Raw genomic sequence first — 21,825 nt, forward strand, 5'->3', positions numbered from 1 at the left:
GAAACAAAAGTTTCTAATGGGGAATTTTTTATACTTCAAATACTAGTTTTTTGGTTTAAAAACTCGAAACCAATCTACTTTCATCGTGTTTTTATCTTTGTTTTTTAAATCGGCATCTGTTGGGGTTCTGCCTGCTTTTACATGCCAATCTTGAGATTCTAAGTTGATGATTACATTCAATTCCTTGGTAAATCCTTTTCCTCCTTGATATTCATAAGGATCTATAATACTAACTTTAGAAACAGCATTGGCTTTTTCTAATTCTTCAAAAGAATAATTTTCTGAGGTACTAAAAACGGTTATTTTTTGCTTTCCCCTTTCTACATCTAATTTGCCATTTGTCATGGTTGGATATCCATATTCCCAAACACCATCAATTTTTGTCGCCAATGACTTGTCGTGTAAAACTCGTATCAATTCACCGTCAATATAATGTTCAAAATGTACAGGACTTTTCCAATAAACTCCGGTTCTTACATATTTTCGATCGCCATTATTCCAACAATATTCACCCCAACCCGTAATTCCTTTTCGTTTATACCAAGCCCCTTTGTCTCGTGGTTGATAATCGGTAAATGGTTTTCTAATAAAAGAATGGTGACTTACATGTATGGACTGTGCAAAATACTCATTCCCATGTTCTTTACCTCCATAACATTCCATAATATCAATTTCTTGGGTCGCATCAGGACTTAACAACCAAACATCAGAGGCCAAAACAATATTAGCCACACTCGATTTTGATTCAATAAAAACAGGGTATTTTACTTTCCCTACAGAAGTGATACAACCTGCATTGATTCCTCCATTTGGTTTGTCCATTTTATTTGGATTCCTAGCTATCGGTTCGTCTTCATTTTCTCGATCCCATCTTGAAGAAGTGATCAATAATTCTCCATCAGCTACACTTACGTGATTGTATTTCCAATAGGTAGTTCCTGGACCATCCCAATGACTCTGATAAAAATTGATCCATTTTCCTTTTCCAAATTCTGTGTGTTTATTTTGGGGTGAAAAATTATAGTTGAAATCATCGGAAATTTCTTCTTGAAAATCCCAAGTAGCTTCCTTTTGCAAATTTGTAGGCAAGGGTAAGTTTTCAATTTTTTCTTGTGAAATTAATTTGCTTTCCAAAGAAAACAAAGAATTAATTAGAAGAACAGCAAGGACTATTTTAAGTTTCATTTTTTGGTTTTAAAAGGTTCAAACAAATTTAATTTGAACCTTTTAAAAACCAAGAATCTTCAACTATTAATAAACTGTACATTTTATAAAAAGCTACTAAAAATCTTAATTTAGGTTCTTATAAAACTAGACAACGCCTAGTTTTGGGCTAATTTTTACGTAGACTGTTACAGTTTTATTGCCTTAACTTTTTCTTGATAAAAAGTTACAAAAATCAAGACTTATTTTTGTTTATTTGAATTCTTGCTTTTTAGCGCGAACGCATCCAGACCATTCCATTTTTTGGATGCTTATACGCTTCTAAAACTTGAATTCTACAGAAACAAAAAATAGGTCGTTACCATATTTGTATTTATTTTCTTCTTGTCGTATAAAAAAAAAACTAACAACTGCTCTTGGAAAATTTCTAAGATTTGCTCCTTTTTTTTAGATTGTATTACATACTTCTGCCTTACTATTTTCCTTAACTTTTTCTTGATAAAAAGTTACAAAAATCAAGACTTATTTTTATTTATTTCAATTCTTGCTTTTTAGCGCGAACGCATCCAGACCATTCCATTTTTTGGATGCTTATACGCTTCTAAAACTTGAATTCTACAGAAACAAAAAGTAGGTCGTTAGCATATTTGTATTTATTTTCTTCTTGTCAGCTTTAAAAGAAACTAACAACTGCATTTGAAAAAATTCTAAGATTGGTTCCTTTTTTATATTGTTTTACATATTACTGACTTACTATTTTCATTAACTTTTTCTTGATAAAAAGTCACAAAAATCAAGACTTGTTTTAGTTTATTTGAATTCTAGCTTTTTAACACAAACGCATCCAGACCATCCCATTCTTTTGGATGCTTATACGCTTCTAAAACTTGAATTCTACAGAAACAAAAAATAGATCATTTCCATATTTGTATTTATTTTCTTCTTACAACAAAGAAACCAACTCCACCAAACGTATAAACTCTGAACGGTATCCGTGCGCATCATTTCCTTTTCCTTCTTTTGCCATTTTTAAAACCACTTCGTAATTCAAATTTTCTTTGTAATCAGAATTTTTTAACAACATTCCAAATCCGGCCACTGCACTTGAAAATTTAAAATTTTCTGATATTTCTTGTTGCTTTTTTGCGCTATTGTGTAAAGTTCTCACCAACAATTTACTTTTGCTTTCGTTTGGCTTTTTGTATCGGAATTTTACGGTTGCCAATTCATTTTCAAAATTGTTTTTAGTTTCTGTTTTTTTAACTTTTTGATATTTTAAATCAGTGTCGTATTTCTTTTTTGCGTCCATAGGTACAATTTCATACAAAGCTGTAACGGTATGCCCTGCTCCTAATTCTCCTGCATCTTTTTTATCATTTTGAAAATCCTGGGCTTTTAGCATTCTATTTTCATAACCGATCAATCGATAAGATCTTACCTGACTTGGATTGAATTCAATTTGAATTTTTACATCTTTTGCAATGGTAAAAAGCGTACTACTAAACTCATTGATAAATACTTTTTTAGCTTCTAAAATATTATCGATATAAGAATAATTTCCGTTTCCTTTATCGGCAATAATTTCCATTTTACTGTCTTTGTAATTTCCCATTCCAAATCCGGTTACAGAAATAAAAATTCCTTGGTCTCTTTTTGAAACAATTAATTTTTCTAAATCCGAATTGCTTGATTGCCCCACATTAAAATCGCCATCGGTTGCTAAAATAATTCTGTTATTTCCGTCTTTTATAAAATTTTCTTCCGCAATTTCATAAGCCAATTTTAATCCTTTTGCACCTGCTGTACCACCACCCGATTGCAATTTATTCAAAGCCTTTAGTATTTTTTTCTTTTCATTTCCTGGTGTTGAAGGCAATACCACACCTGAGTTACCCGCATACACAACAATGGCAATTTTATCTTTGGCTCTTAATTGATTTACTAACAAAGCATAGGCCTTTTTTAAAAGTGGTAATTTATTTTGAGCACGCATAGAACCTGAAACATCTATTAAAAAAACCAAATTGCTTGCCGGAGCTTCTTTTGTTTCTAAAGATTTTCCTTGCAGTCCGATATGCACCAATTTATTTTCAGGGTTCCATGGACATGCAGCTACTTCATAATTAATTGAAAACGGATCTGATCCTTTTGGTTGCGGATAATTGTACTCAAAATAATTGATCATTTCTTCAATACGAATTGCTGCAGCAGGTGGTTTTTGTCCGTCATTTATAAAACGACGCATATTGCTATACGAAGCAGCATCTACATCTATGGAAAAAGTAGACAAAGGATTTGTCAATGGGTTTTTAAACTCATTTTCTTCCAACGATTCGTATACTTCATCATCCCCTTCTCTAACATAATTTCCGTATAAATAATCCTGCTTATCTAGCACCGTTTCATGAACTTCCATACTACTAAGCCCTCTAATTTGTAAAGAATTCACTGAGGCCACAGAAGATTTCATTTTACTTTTTTTAAGGCTTCCATATCCTATGGTAACAACTTCTTCCAGTTCCGTCATTTGTGGCATTAATGAAATTGTATACTTCTCTGACTTTCCAACTTTTAATTTTTTAGTAACAAAACCTATATAGTTAAAAATTAAAGTCTTGCCTTCTTCTATTTCTATTTGAAAATGTCCATCAAAATCGGTAGTTGTTCCACGTGAAGTTCCTTCTACCAAAACGGAAACACCAGGAAGTGGCGCTCCCAAATGTTCTCGTACAATTCCTGTAACTGTTTTTGCTGTTAGTTGGCCGATTGCCAAAACGAATAAAATGATCATTGCTGCTACTTTTTTCATGATTTAAAATTTTAAGTGAAACTTGTTTTCTAATAAGATGCAGCAATGGCAAAAATTCCATAAAAGTTTTTTATGTTTTTTTAATAGTGTTACTTTGCTTTGTGCAATTCCTAAAAAACAAACCGAAAAAAGACACTGACGAAGCCCTAATTTTGCGCTTTTGTCAAGAAAACGACCTTGAGGTTTTAGGAACACTTTACCACAGATATATGCATTTGGTGTATGGAATTTGTTTGAAGTATTTAAAAAACAGAGAAGAAAGTCAAGATGCGGTAATGCAAATTTTCGAAATCTTGGTAAAAGAACTTCCCAGGCATGAAATTAAAATTTTCAAAAACTGGTTGTATGGGGTTAGTAAGAATTATTGCTTGATGAAAATTAGAAAAGACGTCTCAGAAAAAAAGAAGCAAGAAAATTATTCTTCTGATATTTTTATGGAAAACACTACTGAATTGCATCTATTAGATAAGGACGAACCTGTTGATTTAAATATTGCTTTAAAAGAATGTATGGAAGCTTTAAAAGAACAGCAACGCTTATGTATTACTTCTTTCTATTATGAAGAAAAATGTTACCAAGAAATTTCTGATGATTTAAATATTGATCTAAAAAAAGTGAAAAGTTTTATACAGAACGGAAAACGAAATTTAAAAATTTGTTTGGATCAAAAAAAACAAATAGACCATGTTTGATATTGGAATGACATTAAAAAAAACACTTGCCTATTTGAAAAACACGCTTTCAAATAAGGAAAAATACGCCTTTGAAAAAAATATGATGAAAGATCCTTTTGAAGAGGAAGCTTTAGAAGGATTGGGAAATTTATCGGCAAAACAACTAGAAGCCGATTTTGAAAAATTACAATTCAGACTAAAAAACAAAACACGAAAAAATAATAGAAAAATAATTTTCTTAAGAACTAGAATTGCTGCTTCCATTTTGCTATTTATCGGACTTGGGACTTTGGTTTATGTGTTAAATATTGAACAACCAAACCTGAACGAAATACAACAAACAAAACCAGTCGTAGTTTCGCCTAAAGAAGAAATAAAAGAATTTGACCCTTCTCAACTAAATAACCTTGATGTAGAAATTGATGCCCTTGTTATTTCAGAGGAAGAAGAGGAACAAATAGAAACAAAAAGAATACCACCAACTACGACAAGAAGTTTAAAGAAAAAAGCAATTTCTAGACCTTCACCAAAAACAGAATTCAAACAAGAAATAGAAATATCCCATGAAGTAGAGGAAGTCGTAATTTCTGATGTTAAAAAAGTAAATGCTATAATAAACACCTCTCCTGATACGCAAATTGAAAAACTAGCGGACCATGACTTGCCACAAAACAAATTGATTAAAGGAACGGTAACTGATTCAGAAGGACAACCTTTACCTGGGGTTACCATTACAGATTCGAAGAAAAAAACAAGAGCAGTGACTGATTTTGATGGAAACTTTAGTTTAGAATCTGATAAAAACAGTACGCTTGAATTTAATTATATCGGATTTGAGAAATTAATCAAACAAGCAAACGACAGTATGTCAATTGCTATGCAAGAAGACAATGCCTCGTTAGATGAAGTAGTGGTAGTTGGTTATGGAACGCTTAAAAAAAGCAAAATAACAAAAGCAGCGGAAAACGCAAAAAACGAGGCTAAACTCTTAAATGAAATAGAAAATAAAATTGCGGGTATTTCTTTAAAACCTTCAGAAAATCAAAAACTTAAAGGAATAACAAACACTAAAACCCCCTTGTATATCATTGATGGAATTGAAATGAAAAACGGATTTCCAACAATAGATCCGTATGAAATAGCTATGATGGATGTTCTAAAAAAAGCAGAAGAAATAACAGCATATGGAACAAAAGGTGCCAATGGTGTTGTGCTGGTTACAACTAAACGAGGCCTATTGCATAGCGCAATTTTTTCGGAGAATAGGAATACACAACAATCTGTTTTTTATAAAACTACCATTGCTGATTTTAAAAATTGGCTCCAAACAAATATCGATCGTAGTTTGTTTAAAGAAAATAAAAAATATGCTATAAAAATTAAATTCAGTGTACAAACTAACGGACAATTATCTAACTTTAAGATTTTTAACTATAAAAAATTAAAAATTAAGAAGGCTTTAAAAGAGCTACTAGCAAAAAGTCCACTATGGACAGCTGCAACAAAAGTTGATGGAACTTTAATTCCCCTCGAAATTGAACTAGTATTAGAACCTACTTTTAATTAAACCTAAACAACATGACCTTGATTACATCGCATCTCCCAGAATTATTGATCCTACTATTTTTAATAATTACGTTTGCCATTTCTGTTATAGAAAAATTTGCAGATTGGAAAGGCACCGTTACTTATATCAAAGAAACTTTTAAAAACACATTTATCAGTCCGGTTATAAAACCGCTATTAATTTTATTGGTATTTTTTGAAGTGGTAAGTTCTTATTTTTTAATAAATGGCTTTTTTCATTTATTGCTTTCAGGCGATAATGAAAATGCACTTTATGGTTGTGTGTTTTCTTCGCTAACAATTTTAAGTATGTTAATCGGACAAAGAATTGCCAAAGATTATCCTGGAGCAACTTCCTTGGGGGTATATTTTTTAATTTCTGTATTTGGCGTTTTCCTATTGAGTTAGCCTAAAAAAACAACTATAAGAAATATTGATACAAACTACAGAAGACAATAAGATTACCTTATAAAAAACAACCTGTTTTAAAGCGTTTTAAGACGTTTTTACAAAACCCGAAACACATTGCACCTTTTTTTAAAATTAAAAAAACTAACCCTGTTTAAAATAAGTTTTTCGTGTTTTTACAAGTATAGTTTGAAGTAAAATACTCTTTTCTGATTTTATCTTAACTATTAGAACACAAACCAACCTAAAAGTATTGAAAAATTTTTTTTTTACACAGAACTAGCTGTTGGACTAAATAACAAATCTGTAGGTGTATCAACATCATATAAATATTGAAAGCCTTTTGATTCTTTTTTGCAAAATGGTTCTATAAGTTGAACCATGTTTGTAAAACCTTCTAAAGTTAGAATACAAAAAAAAGTTTGCTTGTCTTTTGTTAAAATTCCTTCATCAGATTTAAACAAACCAAAAATTAAATTGCAATTACGAGGCGTAATAAAATCTACTTGTGACAGGTCAAGTTTTTCCTTTTTAAGAAGCACTGTTTCTACTAACAAATCTCTAAACAGAATTGCTTCCGCTTTGTTAAAGTTATAAAGTCGAACAATATTCTCATCTAAGCCATTTACATTTTCAATATAATCTACTTCCATTTCTTATTTTTTACCCTTGTCATTTATTTTCACCTCTGCCCTACTTCACCACAAAAGGAATATTTATTTTAAAAAAAAATAGACTACTGCAGCCAGTTTTTCGTGTTTTTAATAATATAAATCAAAGAAGAATATTCTTTTGTTTTTTTCGCTTTTAAATTTGAACGCAAGCCAATCCAAAAAGCTTTCAAAAAATTATTCTTTTTGTTTTTATGTTTTTCACTTAATAAGGAAACATAAAAGGAATCAAATTTCATAGGAAGTGTTTTTACAACTTCCATACTTTGAAAAAAGAACAACCTTCTTATAGCGGTTTGAGAAAAATGCCAAAGATGTCTGGGTACATCATAAGCCGCCCAAAATTGTTTGTAATAATCAGCGTCAAAACTTTTAAAATTTGGAACAGCAATAATTAAAACTCCTTCAGGTTTTAACAATTTCTTTAAATTAAAAATTGTTTCATCTAAGTTAGGCACATGTTCTAAAACATGCCACATGGTAATAATATCAAATGAAAGAAACACGTTTTCTTCTTTTTTTAAATCCTCAATTGTTTCAAAAAATGAAGCCGTTGAATTGGTACATTTAGACAAAGCCAATGCTCTTGCTTTCTCATTGGGTTCTACTCCACTTACCTCCCATTTATTATCAGAACATATTTTTAAAAAATCACCTGTCCCACAACCTAAGTCCAAAACTTTCACCCTTTCCGTATTGAAAGAATTGATCAGTTTTAATTTCTTTTTTAATGTGTAATTTTTCACCAATTGATAGGCAACATCCACCAAAGATTTTTTAGCATCTGTATGAGAAATATACGCTTCACTTTCGTAGTATTTTCCTAAATCTTCTTCCTTCGGTTTTGGAGAAGTCATTAACAAATCTAAATTATCATCCAATAACAAATTAAATTTTTCACCTGAAACCAAATGATCTTGACAAGAAACATAGGTTTCAAAAGTACTTTCTTTAGGAGGTGTATTTACAGTTTTAGTTGTCATTAATTTTTATTTTTTTTGGAAGCCTCAGCTTATATTTTATATTCCTACCCTTCTACAGACTCAGGATACAGATCTTGTATTTCGTTAACTTTGATCCTTCGACAAGCTTATCACAAGCGGCCGAATTTGTTTTAATTCAAATTATTCTGCTTCAAGCAAAGCTAGCAAATCTTTCATTTGATAAAACACTTTTGCACCCGCGTTTTTTAAAGATTCTTCACTCCTACTATTAGCAAATCCAAACACTTCAAATCCGCCAGAAATTGCTGCTTCAACTCCATGCACACTATCTTCAATTACCACACATTCTTCAGGTTTAAACCCCATGGTTTTTGCAGCATGTAAAAACACAGCTGGATCTGGTTTCCATTTTCCCAAATCAAAACAACTAAAAATATTTCCTTCAAAATAAGTATACAAATTGGTTAGCTTAAGGTTCATTGCAATTTTATTTTGAGGTCCACTAGACGCCACACAAAACGGAATTTTTAAAGATGAAACTACATCATGAATTCCATCAATCGCTTTTAATTCTTTATTAAAAAGTTCAAAAGTTCTTTTTCTAAATTCCGGTTCTATATCTTTTGGCAAGGGAACAACTACGCGTTCTTCAATAAATTCAAAACACTTAATTAAAGACAAACCCGTAAAAACTTGTACGGCATTTTCATAGTCCAATTCCAAACCCAATGGCTTTGCTAACTCCATTAAAACCTTTACAGAAATAGCTTCCGTGTCTACCAAGATTCCATCACAATCGAATATAATACATTTATACCTCATACCATTTTTCACTAAAAATAGCCTATCCTAAAACCAGAATAGGCTACTATAATTCATTTATCATCTTTCACGTTCCACGTGGAACGCTATAAAATTATCTTCCCATATACACCAACAAAACAGAAATATCACTTGGTGAAACACCACTAATTCTGCTTGCCTGAGAAATGGTAACAGGTTTAATTTTTGTTAATTTTTGACGAGCTTCAATAGACAAAGATTTCACTTTATGGTAATCAAAAGATTCTGGAATAGAAACGTTTTCTAAGCGTGTTAACTTATCTGCATTCTTCTTTTCCTTATCAATATACCCAGCATATTTTACATGAACTTCTGTTTGTTCAACAATCTCATCATCTATTCCATTTGCTTCAATAAATTCTAAAACACCTGGAAATTTCTTTACATCTTCAAAGTCCAATTGCGGACGAGCAGCCAACTTAAACATCTTCATAGACTGATCTACAACAGCAGAATTTTTAGCCTCTAAAATAGGATTTACATCCGTATGTTTGATACTCGTATTTCTTAAAAATGCCACAAACAAATCTGTCTTTTCTTGCTTTTCAATCACACGATCCAAACGCTCTTTTGAAGCGATTCCCAATTCATAAGCCATAGGTGTCAAACGCAAATCTGCATTATCTTGACGTAACAAAGTTCTATATTCTGCCCTAGAAGTAAACATACGATAAGGCTCCTCTGTACCTTTTGTAATCAAATCATCAATTAAAACACCAATATAAGCCTCATGACGTTTCAATATAAAAGGCGCTTTTCCTTGCACTTTTAAAGCCGCATTTATACCAGCCATTAATCCTTGAGCACCTGCTTCTTCATAACCCGTTGTTCCGTTAATTTGACCCGCAAAAAACAAATTAGAAACCAACTTCGTTTCCAAATTATGTTTTAATTGCGTCGGTTGAAAAAAGTCATATTCGATTGCATAACCGAAACGAAGAAACTTTACATTTTCAAAACCTGCCACTTTACGCAAAGCTTTATCTTGAACATCTTCTGGCAAAGATGTAGAAAATCCATTAACATAAATCTCGGTTGTATCCCAACCTTCAGGCTCAATAAACAATTGGTGCTTGTCTTTTGTAGCAAAACGATCTATTTTATCTTCAATAGAAGGACAATATCTTGGACCCGTACTTTGAATACGACCATTAAACATTGGTGAACGATCAAATCCTGTTCTTAACAAATCATGCACTTCTTGAGAAGTATATGCCATATAACAAGAACGTTGTTTTTCCAAAGGTTTCGTAGATGACAAATAAGAAAATTTCTCTGGCTTTTCATCTCCTGGTTGCTCTACCATTTTAGAAAAATCTAAAGAACGTGCATCCACTCTAGGTGGTGTTCCTGTCTTCATTCTTCCCGCTTCAAAACCTACCTTTACCAAATCTTCAGTAATACCCGTAGAAGCACTTTCACCGGCTCTTCCTCCTCCAAATGTTTTTTCACCTATATGAATCAATCCATTTAAAAAAGTACCTGCCGTAATAATTACCGACTTCGCTTTTATATCAAAACCTAAAGTTGTACGTATTCCTTTGATCACATTATCTTCGATAATCAAACCACGAACCATGTCTTGATAAAAATCTAAATTATCCGTTTGCTCTAACATCATTCTCCATTTCTCAGCAAAACGCATACGGTCACTTTGCGCTCTTGGAGACCACATTGCAGGACCTTTAGATTTGTTCAACATTTTAAATTGAATCGCTGTTTCATCCGTCACAATTCCGCTATATCCACCAAGCGCATCTATTTCACGAACAATTTGTCCTTTGGCAATTCCTCCCATAGCAGGATTGCAACTCATTTGCGCAATGTTCTGCAAACTCATTGTTATCAATAGAGTTTTAGCACCCATATTAGCACTTGCAGCAGCAGCTTCCGAACCTGCATGACCACCTCCAACAACTATAACATCGTATGTATCAGTAAAAAGACTCATAATTTATACAGTTCCACGTGGAACAAAGTTTTTATAATATTGATATTCAATTAAATAAAATCACTTAAACATGCATCCTCCATAGAACGCATCTTCAATTTTTCCTCATCCGTTTTATCTTTCAACCCCATATAATGCAACACTCCATGAATCATCACTCTTTTTAATTCTTCTTCAAAAGAGATATTCAATTCAGCTGCATTTTCTTTCACTCTTTCAACAGAAATAAAAATATCTCCGCTAATAAGTTTTCCCATGGTGTAATCAAAACTAATAATATCCGTTAAAGTATCGTGCTCTAAAAACTCGACATTCAACTTTAAAAGATAAGCATCATCACAAAAAATATAATTCAATTCACCCAAACGAAATTCCTGTTTTTCAACACAAGCTGTAATCCAGCTTTCTAACTTTTCATGGTTAGCCAATTCAAATTCTGTTTCGTAATTAAATGCAATCATTGTAAAAATTTTTGCAAAGATACCATTTAGTTTTGAGTTCTTGGTTTTGAGCTATAAATATGCAGCCTCTTATAAAATATAATAAAAATGATCTCTTTTACAATTCGGAAAGTGAGGAGTTTTAACAAACACATTTCATCATTTAAACACTTCGCGATTCAACAGAATAAGTATCTTTGCACTTTAATTTTTTGAACCATGAACAACGTTAGAGTACGATTTGCACCAAGTCCAACCGGTCCCCTACATATAGGAGGCGTTAGAACCGCTTTGTATAATTATTTATTTGCCAAAAAACATGGTGGCGAATTTATACTAAGAATTGAAGATACCGATCAGACTAGGTATGTTGCCAATGCAGAACAATATATAATTGACGCCTTAGATTGGTGTAACATTCCTTTTGATGAAGGACCAAATAAAAATGAAAAGTTTGGACCTTACCGTCAATCAGAACGAAGGGAATTATACAAACAATATGCCGATCAGTTGATCGCTTCTGGAAATGCTTATTATGCATTTGACACCGCTGAAGAGTTAGATGCTGAACGTACAAAAGCCGAAGCAAAAAAAGAACCTTTTATTTACAACCATAGCACAAGACAAAAATTAAACAACTCTTTGACTTTATCAAAGGAAGAAGTTGCTGCTAAAATTGAAGCTGGTGAAAAATATGTTGTGCGTTTTAAAATGTACGATACTAGTTTTGAAAACGATATTTTAACAACGACAGACTTAATTCGTAAAGACGTTTCTTTTAAATTATTCCTTTTAGATGACAAAGTTTTATACAAAAGTGATGGTATGCCTACCTACCATTTGGCAAACATTGTAGATGATCATTTGATGGAAATTTCACATGTAATTCGTGGTGAAGAATGGTTACCTTCTCTCCCATTACATATTTCATTATACAATGCGTTGGAATGGACAGCACCACAATTTGCACATTTACCTTTGATATTAAAACCTGTAGGAAAAGGAAAATTAAGCAAACGTGACGGTGATAAATTAGGCTTTCCTGTTTTTCCTTTGGAATATACCAATGAAATATCTGGCGAAATTTCAAGAGGATATAAAGAAGATGGTTATTTACCAGATGCCTTTATAAACATGCTAGCTTTGTTAGGATGGAATCCTGGAACAGAACAAGAAATATTTTCTTTGGAAGAATTGTCACAAAATTTCTCTTTAGAACGTGTTAGTAAATCCGGAGCAAAATTTAGCCCAGAAAAAACAAATTGGTTCAACCAACAATATTTACAGGCAAAAAATAATTCAGAAGTCGCTGAATTGTTTACAGCAATATTAACCGAAAAAGGAATTCAAGCAAATGCTGCTTATATAGAAACTGTAGTTGGACTTGTAAAAGAACGTGCTGTTTTTGTAAAAGATCTTTGGGATTTAAGTGATTTCTTTTTTACCAAGCCTACAGAATTTGATGAAAAGGCTTCTAAAAAACAATGGAAAGCGGATACAGGTTCTTTAATGAATGAAGTCATTGAAGTTTTAAAACCGATAGAAGATTTTTCTTCAGCAAACGTTGAAACTATTTTAAAAGAATGGATCACAGCGAAAGAAATTGGTTTTGGAAAAGTAATGCAACCTTTACGTTTAAGTTTGGTTGGTGCTTTAAAAGGTCCTCACCTATTTGACATTGCAGCCATGATTGGAAAAGAGGCTACTTTGGAAAGAATTCAATTTGCCATCCATACTTTGGGATAATCAATTTTATTTATACACATAAAAAAACGCCTTTACAAAATAAAGGCGTTTTTCTCTTTTTCTATTTTTTCAATGCTTTCTTCTTTATCGTCTTGTATTCTTTCTATGTCGATCACAAAATACAGACTGTCACCCAACCAAGGAAATGTTGCAAATCTTTCTTTATAGGTTAAGCGAACAAATTTGCCTTGGTACTCTTTCATCAAGTCAATAATTCTTTCTTGATCTTTTTCAATTGAAAAACTAAAATGTTGCGATTCGGAAACTCCCTGACTTATTTCCCCTTCCCAAGTTTTAAATAAAATTCCTTTTTTGGTGACTTTCACCAATTCACCAGAACGAAAACCTTCACTAAAAGTTACATAATATACGGCAGTAATATATAAAGCCACACCTACAATAATAGCGCTGATAAGAATGATTAAGAATTTTTTCATGATCTGATTGTTTGCGCACAAAGATACTTAGAAAGAATTAATATCAGCTGTACAAAATATCTTTTGACAATAAGTAGAAACAGCGTAACTTACAAACTCATTTAAAAAAGTAATCTATGTTAGTAGTCTCCAATCTTATTTATTTAGTTCCCATAGTAATTCTTGTCTTTCTTGGTTTATTCACTGTAAAACAACAAACTACAGCCATTGTAGAACGTTTCGGAAAATTTTTAAGCATTCGTCAATCGGGATTGCAATTTAAAATTCCTGTAATTGATAAAATCTCAGGAAGAGTCAGTCTAAAAATTCAACAATTAGATGTGATTGTAGAAACCAAAACAAAAGATGATGTATTTGTCCAATTAAAAATATCTGTTCAATTTCAAATACTTAGAGAAAAAGTATACGATGCCTTTTACAAATTACAAAATCCACATGATCAGATAACCGCTTATATATTTGATACCGTACGAGCAGAAGTACCAAAAATGAAATTGGACGATGTATTTGAGAAAAAAGACGATATTGCCTTAGCAATACAAAGAGAACTAAAACAAGCCATGCTAGATTATGGTTATGACATTGTAAAAGCGCTTGTTACAGACATTGACCCTGATGCACAGGTAAAGGAAGCAATGAACAGAATTAACGCCGCAGAACGTGAGAAATTAGCTGCTCAATTTGAAGGAGATGCACAACGAATATTAATCGTGGAACGTGCCAAAGCAGAAGCTGAAAGCAAACGTTTACAAGGAATGGGTATTGCCGATCAGCGAAGAGAAATTGCTCGTGGTTTGGAAGAATCAGTAGATGTTTTAAACAAGGCTGGAATCAATTCGCAAGAAGCCTCTGCCCTAATTGTGATTACACAACATTACGACACCTTGCAATCTATTGGATCGGATACAAACAGTAATTTAATTTTATTACCCAACAACCCAAATGCAGCCAGTTCTATGTTAAATGATATGGTGACGAGTTTGGTCGCTGCCAATAAAATAAATGAAAGTTCAAATAAAACAAAAGACAAAAATTAATTTTCTACCCAAAACGAAAAACCTTCAAAATACACTTGAAGGTTTTTTTATGCTTTAAAAATTCTTAACAAATATCTTAGACCAGATTTCTCAAAATTAATTCTTAGAAAAAAAAACAAAACTCTAAAAGTTTCTCAAATTCATTTTTTACAACTGTTTTTCTAATTTTCACCCAAAAAGCAAGTTATTGAAATAAACTATTACTTTTTAATATTTAATAACTTTAATCGATTTAAAACCACCCCTTTTAAGACGATTTCAGACGTTTTTGGAATATTTAGAGGATAACTTATATCTGAAAAAATAACAGCAACTGAAGGTCCTGTAATTGGACTTTCATTCGAATATAAGCCATCACTAGTCAACACATGGTTTACATCTTTGCTATTGCGAACAAAAGTTGGAGGATAGTACAAATATTGCAAAGCGGCTGGTACGTATTTGAAATTTTTAAAAGAAAGCGAGGCAGTCGCATCTTTTGAGATCAAACTAATATTTTTAAAAGTAGAACTGGCATCAAAAGTACCTATCGCTCTTCGTTTTGAATCTTTGGCAACAAAACCTTCTTTTAAAAATAGAGTCCAAGAACTTCCTTCCGATTTTGCAACATCAACCAACACTCTTCCATTGACCACAGAATGAGGTTGCAACAATACGGCAGCCTTACCATTTTTACTCACCACATTTTTGATGCTAATATTATAAACTCCCAAATCTAAATGTCGACCGGTATGTGCTTCAATACGGCAAGTCATACCACCTTCACAAATTAAATTTTTTAATAAAATATTTCTTCCTGTATTTGTCTGTGCCAAACCATAACCAATAGAAGCTCCTTTCATGCTAATATTTGCAATTGTTACATTTTCTGGAATATGTGCTGTTTCCTCATCTATTCGAACGGGGTTAAATGCTATGGCTGTACCTTTTGTAAATTCATCATAAATGGAAAAATTTTGCACCAATACATTTTTTGTATGTCCTAAAGCAATGGCTCTTCTAAATGCTTTTCCATTTTTTTCTAAATACAATTTTGGCCTTTCGGAAGGACTTCCTAAACCCACTAATTTTACATTCTCTACAATTGGTTGCTTTTCTGTTGCGCCTATATTGAATAAAAATCCTTTTCCATTTAAAGAATTGTCCATATGAATCACAACATATTTATCGAACGTGATATGGATATTAGATTTCAGGGCTATATTTTTAAAAAGATAATTTCCTGAAGGAATAAAAATATTCCCTCCTCCTGCTCGACTTAATTCATTGATGATTTTTTCTAAATTATGACTGTCCTTTTCTTCTAAACTTTTAGAGAAAGTAATATTTCTACTTTTAGGTAAATTCTTAAAATCCTTAGCTATGTAACCTGCCCCATCTTGAAAATACGGTGTGGGTTTGTACAAGGCCATATCAGAAACATCTCCTTCGGGAACAATTGTTTTTACAGAAGTAGCTACAACTTCATTTTTACCAACTACTTTTTCTTGTGAAGTACAAGCAAAACAAATGCACACAAAATAACTAAAGAATAAATTTTTCATGGTTACTGATTTTTATTTCAAACAAAAATAAGTTTGAACCCATTTACAAAAAGGTTTGTCAGTACATATCTTGTAACGAGTATGATTTTATAAACACAATAAAAACTAAACAGGTTACATTATTCAATGTACTATAAAACTAAAAACCTATCAGGTCATTTAGACTTGATAGGTTTTTAGTTTCACAAAGTTTATTTTGCTTATTCGGTCTCGACTTCCCTCAACCTGACAAACTTCTAATTCTTATAAATAAAAAACCTCGCAGCCTTTATAGCACTACGAGGTTTGAATTTTCAATACGGAGATTTGAATTCTTAGAATTCGTTCTTACCAAATTCACTATCAATAAACTTAGATTTGTTTCTTAGTTTGTTAAAAGTATAGGTTAAGTTTAATGAAATCATATCCACTTCATACACATAATTAGTTGTTGTATAAAACTCATTAGGTCTTGAAGTGGTAATACGTTGTTCATTTGTATTCAACAGTCCCATATCGATATTTTGCCATTGCAAGGTAGCGGCCAAATTATCATCCCAAAATAATTTCTTAAAAGTTAAGTTTGGAGAATAGAAACGTGAATCTTCACCCATTGCTGTATTTCTATCAGAAATATAGTTGAAGGCAAATTGCATAGAAGCATTTTTCCAAAATTTATACGTAGAGTTTAAGTTAAAAGAATAAATTGTTGATTTACTATCTATCAAATAGGTTCTTGATACTCCATCTCTATGGTTGAAATTTAATGCACCATCAATAGCATAGTTGTATACATTGGCACCAATAAAATTACTCCAGTTTTTAGAGCCTTTAATCGTAGCTCCAACTTCTAAACCAATGGCATTGCTTTTTCCAACATTAGAATACACACGGTTTAAAATACTGTCGTTTACAATATAGTTACCAGGGTTTTCCTTATCATCTTCATAAACTCTTGCATTTACTCTATTGATGACATTTTTTGTATGTCTAAAATAAGCCGTTGCAAACACAGAATTTCCATTGTTGTATTTTTTATTGACACCCAATTCAACCAAATCAATAAATTCAGGTTTTAATTGATTGTCTCCTTGCTCGTATACCTCTGAATGCTCACGTTCCGCAAAACTATTCATTTTAAAAGTCGTAGTACGCACTACCCTTTTGCTATACGCCGCTTTAATATTCGTACTTTCATTCGCTTTGTATTGCAAAGATGCTGAAGGAAATAATTTGGCGTCATAACCATAATCGTAAGTAGTAGAATTTGTTGCAGTACCTAATTGCTCTTCATACTCTCTATCCATAGATTCTAAACGTACACCCGCCGCATAATCCCATTTTTTTTGATTTTTAGACAATTGTACATAAGCAGAATGAATGATTCTTTTTAGATTGATAGTACTTGAAAATTCTGGTACAGTAGTAAAATCTTGGATTGGTTTTAAAACACCTGTAGAGTTTCTAGTATAATCAAATTCACCTTCATGATCTAAATGTCTGAATTGGTAACCTGTTTCAAAAGTACCTATATTGCTTGGTGCCCATTTATAATCTAAATTGAAACGCATTCCGTTTAACGGGTTGTCATTGGTATTGTATTCTTGTTGATATACAATTGTTCCATTATCTGTTTTATAAGCATCCGATAAATCACTACCATCTACATTGTCATTTTCTGTAGGACCTCCTAAAAAAGTGTATTCATATAAAAATGAAGTAGACAATTTAGATGCATTGTCGAATGTATGTGCATAATCGAAACTAGCCAAAGCAAAATCACCTTTACGAGTTCTTAAATTATGGTTGTAATATTGAAATCCATTTTCTTTATCAGCAGAATTATAAGTCGTATTACCTGGAGCTGAATTAAAACTATTAACATCATTCACAGAAAAATTATTGTAAAGAATATCAGCCAAACGATCTTTTTTTCTTTTACCACCATACACACCAAAAGAAAATTCATTTTTAGCATTTGGTGTAAAATCAGCTGTAAAACGTGCATTGTAACTTACATCATCAAAACTACGTTCTCCGTCTGAAAGTAAATACCTTCTTGTATCATCAGAGAAATTAGCATGGGTTCCGTTATCATTTTGAATAAATACTTCACCTTCTCTTCTACCCGCTTTATCATTGCGTTGGTAACTAGCGCCTATAGAAACATTCCATAAATCGTTTCTAGTATTGTAAGTAACATCTACACCATAACGTTGCGGATATTCTTTGGTATTGTAGTCTTGTACAGGAGGAAATCCGCCACGGATATTTACCTGTGCATAATCTCCGTTTGTAGCTCCTTTTTTAGTGATGATATTTAAAATACCTGCTGTTCCTTCTGGGTCATATTTTGCAGAAGGCGCCGTAATTAATTCAACTTTTTCCAAAGCATTAGCAGGCAATTGTGCTAGTAAAGAAGCCGCATCACCTTGGGTTGGTTTTCCATTAATTAATACCGCAAAACTATTACTTCCTCTTACACTAATGGCACCTTCACCATTTACGGTAACAGATGGTAAATTTTTAACAACATCAACGGCACTACCACCTTGGCTGTTTTGAAATTTATCAGATTCGAAAACCTGACGGTCAATTTTATGTGCCACCGTAGCTTTATCACCTCTTACCACAACCTCATTTAACTGAGAACTTGAGATTTTAAGGTTGATTGCACCAAGATTTTTGTATTCACCTTTTTTAGTAATGCTAATATTTCTTATTGTTTTTGTTTCAAAACCGATAAAAGAAGCTTCCAAATAATACGTACCTGACTTTACTTTTTCTATAGAAAATTCACCATCCAAACCGGTTACCACACCCGTTACCAAACTACCATCGGCTTGTTTGTATAAAATTACACTCGCATACTCTAAAGCATCCTGACTTGATTCATCTTTGATTGAACCTGTAATTTGAGCGGATACAAAACTGCTTGTTAAAATTACTGCAATCAGTAAAAGTTTTTTAATCATTTTTTTTAGTTTTTAGTTTTTAATCTTGTTCCTGGTCAAGGATTTTAAAATTAAGCTTGGTAAATTTAACGGTGCAAAACTATTAAATAAAACAAAAGGGCAAATGGTTTATTTGAAATATAAATGGTCTTTATTACGTATTACTTCTAAATTCACTGGGTGTAGTTCCTACAATTCGTTTAAAGTACTTCCCAAAATGAGAATTGTCTTTAAAAAATAAGGTGTAGGAAATTTCACTAATCGTTAAATCGGTATAAATTAACAATCGTTTTGCTTCCATAATTATACGATCGGTTAGTATGGAAGAAGCTGTCGTATTGTGTTCTTTTTTACAGCAGTTATTTAAGTTTTGTGGTGTGGTATTTAAAATAGTCGCGTAATAATCTACAGTTTGTAATTGTACTTCTTGGGTATTTAATACATCCATAAATTTTGAATACAAACCTATTTTTGTTTGCGTTACATTATTATCTGATTGAATTACTTTTGCTAACAATGCCTTTAATAAACCCTCCAAAATCATGGTATTATTTTCAGATTTATTTTCGATGATTAACAAATCAAATAAGTTTATAAGCGTCTCAGCAGATTCAAAATAACGATAAGTAATGGCAGAAATTTTAGCAATGACTTTTTTCAATTCAAGATCTAGGCTGTTATCAACAAAGGACTTTTTTAATAAAATAACATAGCCATTGGGTTCCGAATCTAAATCCCAAAAATGCACTTGTTCTTTGCGAACAACGAAAAAAGTTCCAGGCTTTACTTCTATTTTATGATTGTCAATTGTATGAAAACCAGAGGCATTGGTAAAGAAAACCAATTCTAAATATTTATTGTGCTTATGAGCTGCCGTTTTACGAACATGTTTTTTAAAAACCTCTATTTTAATAGCCTTGGAGGTTTTTATTTTATCTTTGATCGTAAAAATTTCATTCATGCTTTCACTTTTAAATAATTTGTAAGCTCAATTAAAAAGACTTGTTAGGCTATTAACTATTGTTAATAGCTTGAGACTGTAAAAGAACGAAAAAGTTTAAGGAAGCTCTAAATTTTAACATATGAAGACTAGCTTGAATCTCTTTATCTATAGAGCAAATGATTTAAAAACAAAAAAAAGCCTGTAAGTAGTTACTTACAGGCTTTATATTTTAGAAAGATCCTACTTATTTAGCATCTTTTTTATCGTCTATCTTATCAGCATCTTCATCTTTAGAAGCGTTTTTAAATTCTTTAATTCCGCTACCTAAACCACGCATTAATTCTGGTATTTTTCGTCCTCCAAAAAGTAACAATACAACCACCACAATAATGATCACTTGTGGACCACCAATCATTCCTAAAAATATACTTGATAAATTCATTTCTTTTTTATTTAGAAAACAAAGATAATAACTTTGTTTAAATAATATAATTTTTGCTAGTTAATTCGAATATCTGATTATATATCTAGTTTTTCACCATTTTTAAAAATACTTCCGCCCATAACCTTGGTGGTTTTAACAGATTTTGTTTTCCCAAAATACTCTATCGTTCCGCCCAATTTTACTTTGGCATCTAAAATATCTTCCACAAAAATTTTCGCTTCACCGCCAGTTGTAACAGAAATATCTGTTTGTTTTGTGATTAATTCCGTTCCATTATAATTACTTCCGGTAGTTATATCTACACTTTGAGATTTTGCAGTACCTTTTAATTGAATGTTTCCTCCAGTAATGGCTTTTACTTTCAAATAATCTACCGCTAAACTTAATTTTATATAAGCACCTTCTTGAGAACTTACATCCAATTGTGTTTGTTTAAAAACTTCTTTGGAAGTAATTACAGCCCCCTGATTTGCATCCAACTCGCCAATAATACTATTGTAGTACAAGTTGATATCAACTTTATCAGATTTAAAAAGACTTTTTACTTTTAAGGTGAATTTTAAAACTCCTTTTTTATTACTTACCACAACTTCTGTAGCTTTTTCACCTGAAATTTCTATTTTTTGAACCTCCGATTTTATCAGATTTACCGTTAAACCATTAAATACTTTTAATTCATCAAAGTTTTTAACATCATTTATAACTACATCCTGTGCAAACATAAAATTTGTCAAAAACAGGAATGCCAAAAGACAAACTTTCTGCAATTTCATAAGCTTATTTACTGTATTTTTTTCCATTTATTTTTATCAAAATTAACTTTATTATACGTTTTTATTTTTAGAATCTTATCGGTCAAATAACTTACTTCCACTGTACGTGTTTTTAAAATAGAAGAAGTCAGCATTTTTTGTTTTTGTATTTCAACTTTTACATTGGGATCCTCTTTGCTTTCAAACAACACTTTTTCAGTGTTCCAAACATTAGAACTGTCTAATATTTCCATAGGATTTAGATAAAATATAACAACAAAACCTATAATTGGAGATAGAATTCTATAAATTTTATTCAATTTAGGTTTGTAAAAATAGATATCCCAAACAAGCAATGCAGGTGTCAAAATTAATACGCCTACATAGATGGCCGATTTTAAAACTGAATGATTTATTTCAAAAGGAGTATTTACTATAATTAAAAACAAAAATAATAGCACAAAATAAGCTCTATTAAAAATTCTTGAAACTACTCGCTTTTTCATAATTACAATTTT

19 protein-coding genes are annotated in these 21,825 nt (G+C 31.8%); 5 read left to right on the forward strand and 14 right to left on the reverse strand.

Annotated elements, in window-relative coordinates; genetic code table 11:
• Positions 1-42: 42 nt before the first annotated feature.
• Positions 43-1,185, reverse strand: coding sequence for a LamG domain-containing protein (locus tag FGM02_RS05145; protein WP_139957242.1), 1,143 nt, complete (start codon positions 1,183-1,185; stop codon positions 43-45).
• 922 nt (positions 1,186-2,107) lie between these two features.
• Entirely contained in the window at positions 2,108-3,973 is a 1,866-nt protein-coding gene (locus tag FGM02_RS05150; RefSeq protein ID WP_139957243.1) for a vWA domain-containing protein, read from the reverse strand.
• Positions 3,974-4,074: 101 nt separating this feature from the next.
• Here FGM02_RS05150 and FGM02_RS05155 point away from each other — a divergent pair, with 101 nt between their 5' ends.
• Genes FGM02_RS05155 through FGM02_RS05165 form a run of 3 tightly spaced genes read left to right on the forward strand, consistent with a single transcriptional unit; the run spans position 4,075 to position 6,621 of the window.
• Positions 4,075-4,665, forward strand: coding sequence for an RNA polymerase sigma factor (locus tag FGM02_RS05155; protein WP_139957244.1), 591 nt, complete (start codon positions 4,075-4,077; stop codon positions 4,663-4,665).
• Positions 4,658-6,214 (forward strand): carboxypeptidase-like regulatory domain-containing protein, encoded by a 1,557-nt coding sequence (locus FGM02_RS05160; RefSeq protein ID WP_139957245.1) that lies wholly within the window; start codon positions 4,658-4,660, stop codon positions 6,212-6,214. Before FGM02_RS05155 ends, FGM02_RS05160 begins: the two co-directional genes overlap by 8 nt.
• Positions 6,215-6,225: 11 nt before the next feature.
• Positions 6,226-6,621: a DoxX family protein gene (locus FGM02_RS05165; RefSeq protein ID WP_139957246.1), complete on the forward strand. Its 396-nt coding sequence runs from the start codon at positions 6,226-6,228 to the stop codon at positions 6,619-6,621.
• A gap of 269 nt (positions 6,622-6,890) precedes the next feature.
• On the opposite strand, the gene FGM02_RS05170 is transcribed toward FGM02_RS05165, so the two are convergent.
• From FGM02_RS05170 to ybeY, 5 genes are all read right to left on the reverse strand, one after another.
• On the reverse strand, positions 6,891-7,274 hold the full coding sequence (locus FGM02_RS05170; RefSeq protein ID WP_139957247.1) for a hypothetical protein: 384 nt from the start codon (positions 7,272-7,274) through the stop codon (positions 6,891-6,893).
• An 83-nt stretch (positions 7,275-7,357) separates the two neighbouring features.
• Positions 7,358-8,275, reverse strand: a complete 918-nt coding sequence (locus FGM02_RS05175; protein WP_139957248.1) for a class I SAM-dependent methyltransferase — start codon at positions 8,273-8,275, stop codon at positions 7,358-7,360.
• Between the two features lie 141 nt (positions 8,276-8,416).
• A complete protein-coding gene (locus FGM02_RS05180; protein WP_139957249.1) occupies positions 8,417-9,058 on the reverse strand; it encodes an HAD family hydrolase in 642 nt (213 codons plus the stop codon).
• A 94-nt stretch (positions 9,059-9,152) separates the two neighbouring features.
• On the reverse strand, positions 9,153-11,030 hold the full coding sequence (gene mnmG, locus FGM02_RS05185; RefSeq protein WP_139957250.1) for a tRNA uridine-5-carboxymethylaminomethyl(34) synthesis enzyme MnmG: 1,878 nt from the start codon (positions 11,028-11,030) through the stop codon (positions 9,153-9,155).
• 50 nt (positions 11,031-11,080) lie between these two features.
• Entirely contained in the window at positions 11,081-11,491 is a 411-nt protein-coding gene (gene ybeY / locus FGM02_RS05190) for an rRNA maturation RNase YbeY (protein ID WP_139957251.1), read from the reverse strand.
• A gap of 198 nt (positions 11,492-11,689) precedes the next feature.
• On the opposite strand from ybeY, the gene gltX reads away from it, so the two are divergent.
• Positions 11,690-13,216: a glutamate--tRNA ligase gene (gene gltX / locus FGM02_RS05195; protein WP_139957252.1), complete on the forward strand. Its 1,527-nt coding sequence runs from the start codon at positions 11,690-11,692 to the stop codon at positions 13,214-13,216.
• 32 nt (positions 13,217-13,248) lie between these two features.
• Here the strand turns inward: gltX and FGM02_RS05200 are convergent, their stop codons facing one another.
• Positions 13,249-13,653 (reverse strand): 6-phosphogluconate dehydrogenase, encoded by a 405-nt coding sequence (locus FGM02_RS05200; protein ID WP_139957253.1) that lies wholly within the window; start codon positions 13,651-13,653, stop codon positions 13,249-13,251.
• A gap of 116 nt (positions 13,654-13,769) precedes the next feature.
• Between FGM02_RS05200 and FGM02_RS05205 the strand changes: the two genes are divergently transcribed.
• Positions 13,770-14,690, forward strand: a complete 921-nt coding sequence (locus FGM02_RS05205) for an SPFH domain-containing protein (protein ID WP_208021472.1) — start codon at positions 13,770-13,772, stop codon at positions 14,688-14,690.
• A gap of 200 nt (positions 14,691-14,890) precedes the next feature.
• Here the strand turns inward: FGM02_RS05205 and FGM02_RS05210 are convergent, their stop codons facing one another.
• The 6 genes from FGM02_RS05210 to FGM02_RS05235 form a co-directional block, all read right to left on the reverse strand.
• On the reverse strand, positions 14,891-16,234 hold the full coding sequence (locus FGM02_RS05210) for a glycoside hydrolase family protein (protein WP_139957254.1): 1,344 nt from the start codon (positions 16,232-16,234) through the stop codon (positions 14,891-14,893).
• A gap of 314 nt (positions 16,235-16,548) precedes the next feature.
• Positions 16,549-19,188 (reverse strand): TonB-dependent receptor domain-containing protein, encoded by a 2,640-nt coding sequence (locus FGM02_RS05215; RefSeq protein ID WP_139957255.1) that lies wholly within the window; start codon positions 19,186-19,188, stop codon positions 16,549-16,551.
• Between the two features lie 133 nt (positions 19,189-19,321).
• A complete protein-coding gene (locus FGM02_RS05220; RefSeq protein ID WP_139957256.1) occupies positions 19,322-20,128 on the reverse strand; it encodes an AraC family transcriptional regulator in 807 nt (268 codons plus the stop codon).
• A gap of 226 nt (positions 20,129-20,354) precedes the next feature.
• Positions 20,355-20,552, reverse strand: a complete 198-nt coding sequence (gene tatA / locus FGM02_RS05225) for a twin-arginine translocase TatA/TatE family subunit (protein WP_139957257.1) — start codon at positions 20,550-20,552, stop codon at positions 20,355-20,357.
• 77 nt (positions 20,553-20,629) lie between these two features.
• Positions 20,630-21,328, reverse strand: a complete 699-nt coding sequence (locus FGM02_RS05230) for a head GIN domain-containing protein (RefSeq protein ID WP_208021473.1) — start codon at positions 21,326-21,328, stop codon at positions 20,630-20,632.
• A gap of 8 nt (positions 21,329-21,336) precedes the next feature.
• Positions 21,337-21,813, reverse strand: a complete 477-nt coding sequence (locus tag FGM02_RS05235; RefSeq protein WP_139957259.1) for a hypothetical protein — start codon at positions 21,811-21,813, stop codon at positions 21,337-21,339.
• Positions 21,814-21,825: the final 12 nt, after the last annotated feature.

It is taken from the genome of Flavicella sediminum, from assembly GCF_006381105.1.
In the GTDB taxonomy this organism is placed as follows: Bacteria; Bacteroidota; Bacteroidia; order Flavobacteriales; family Flavobacteriaceae; genus Flavicella; species Flavicella sediminum.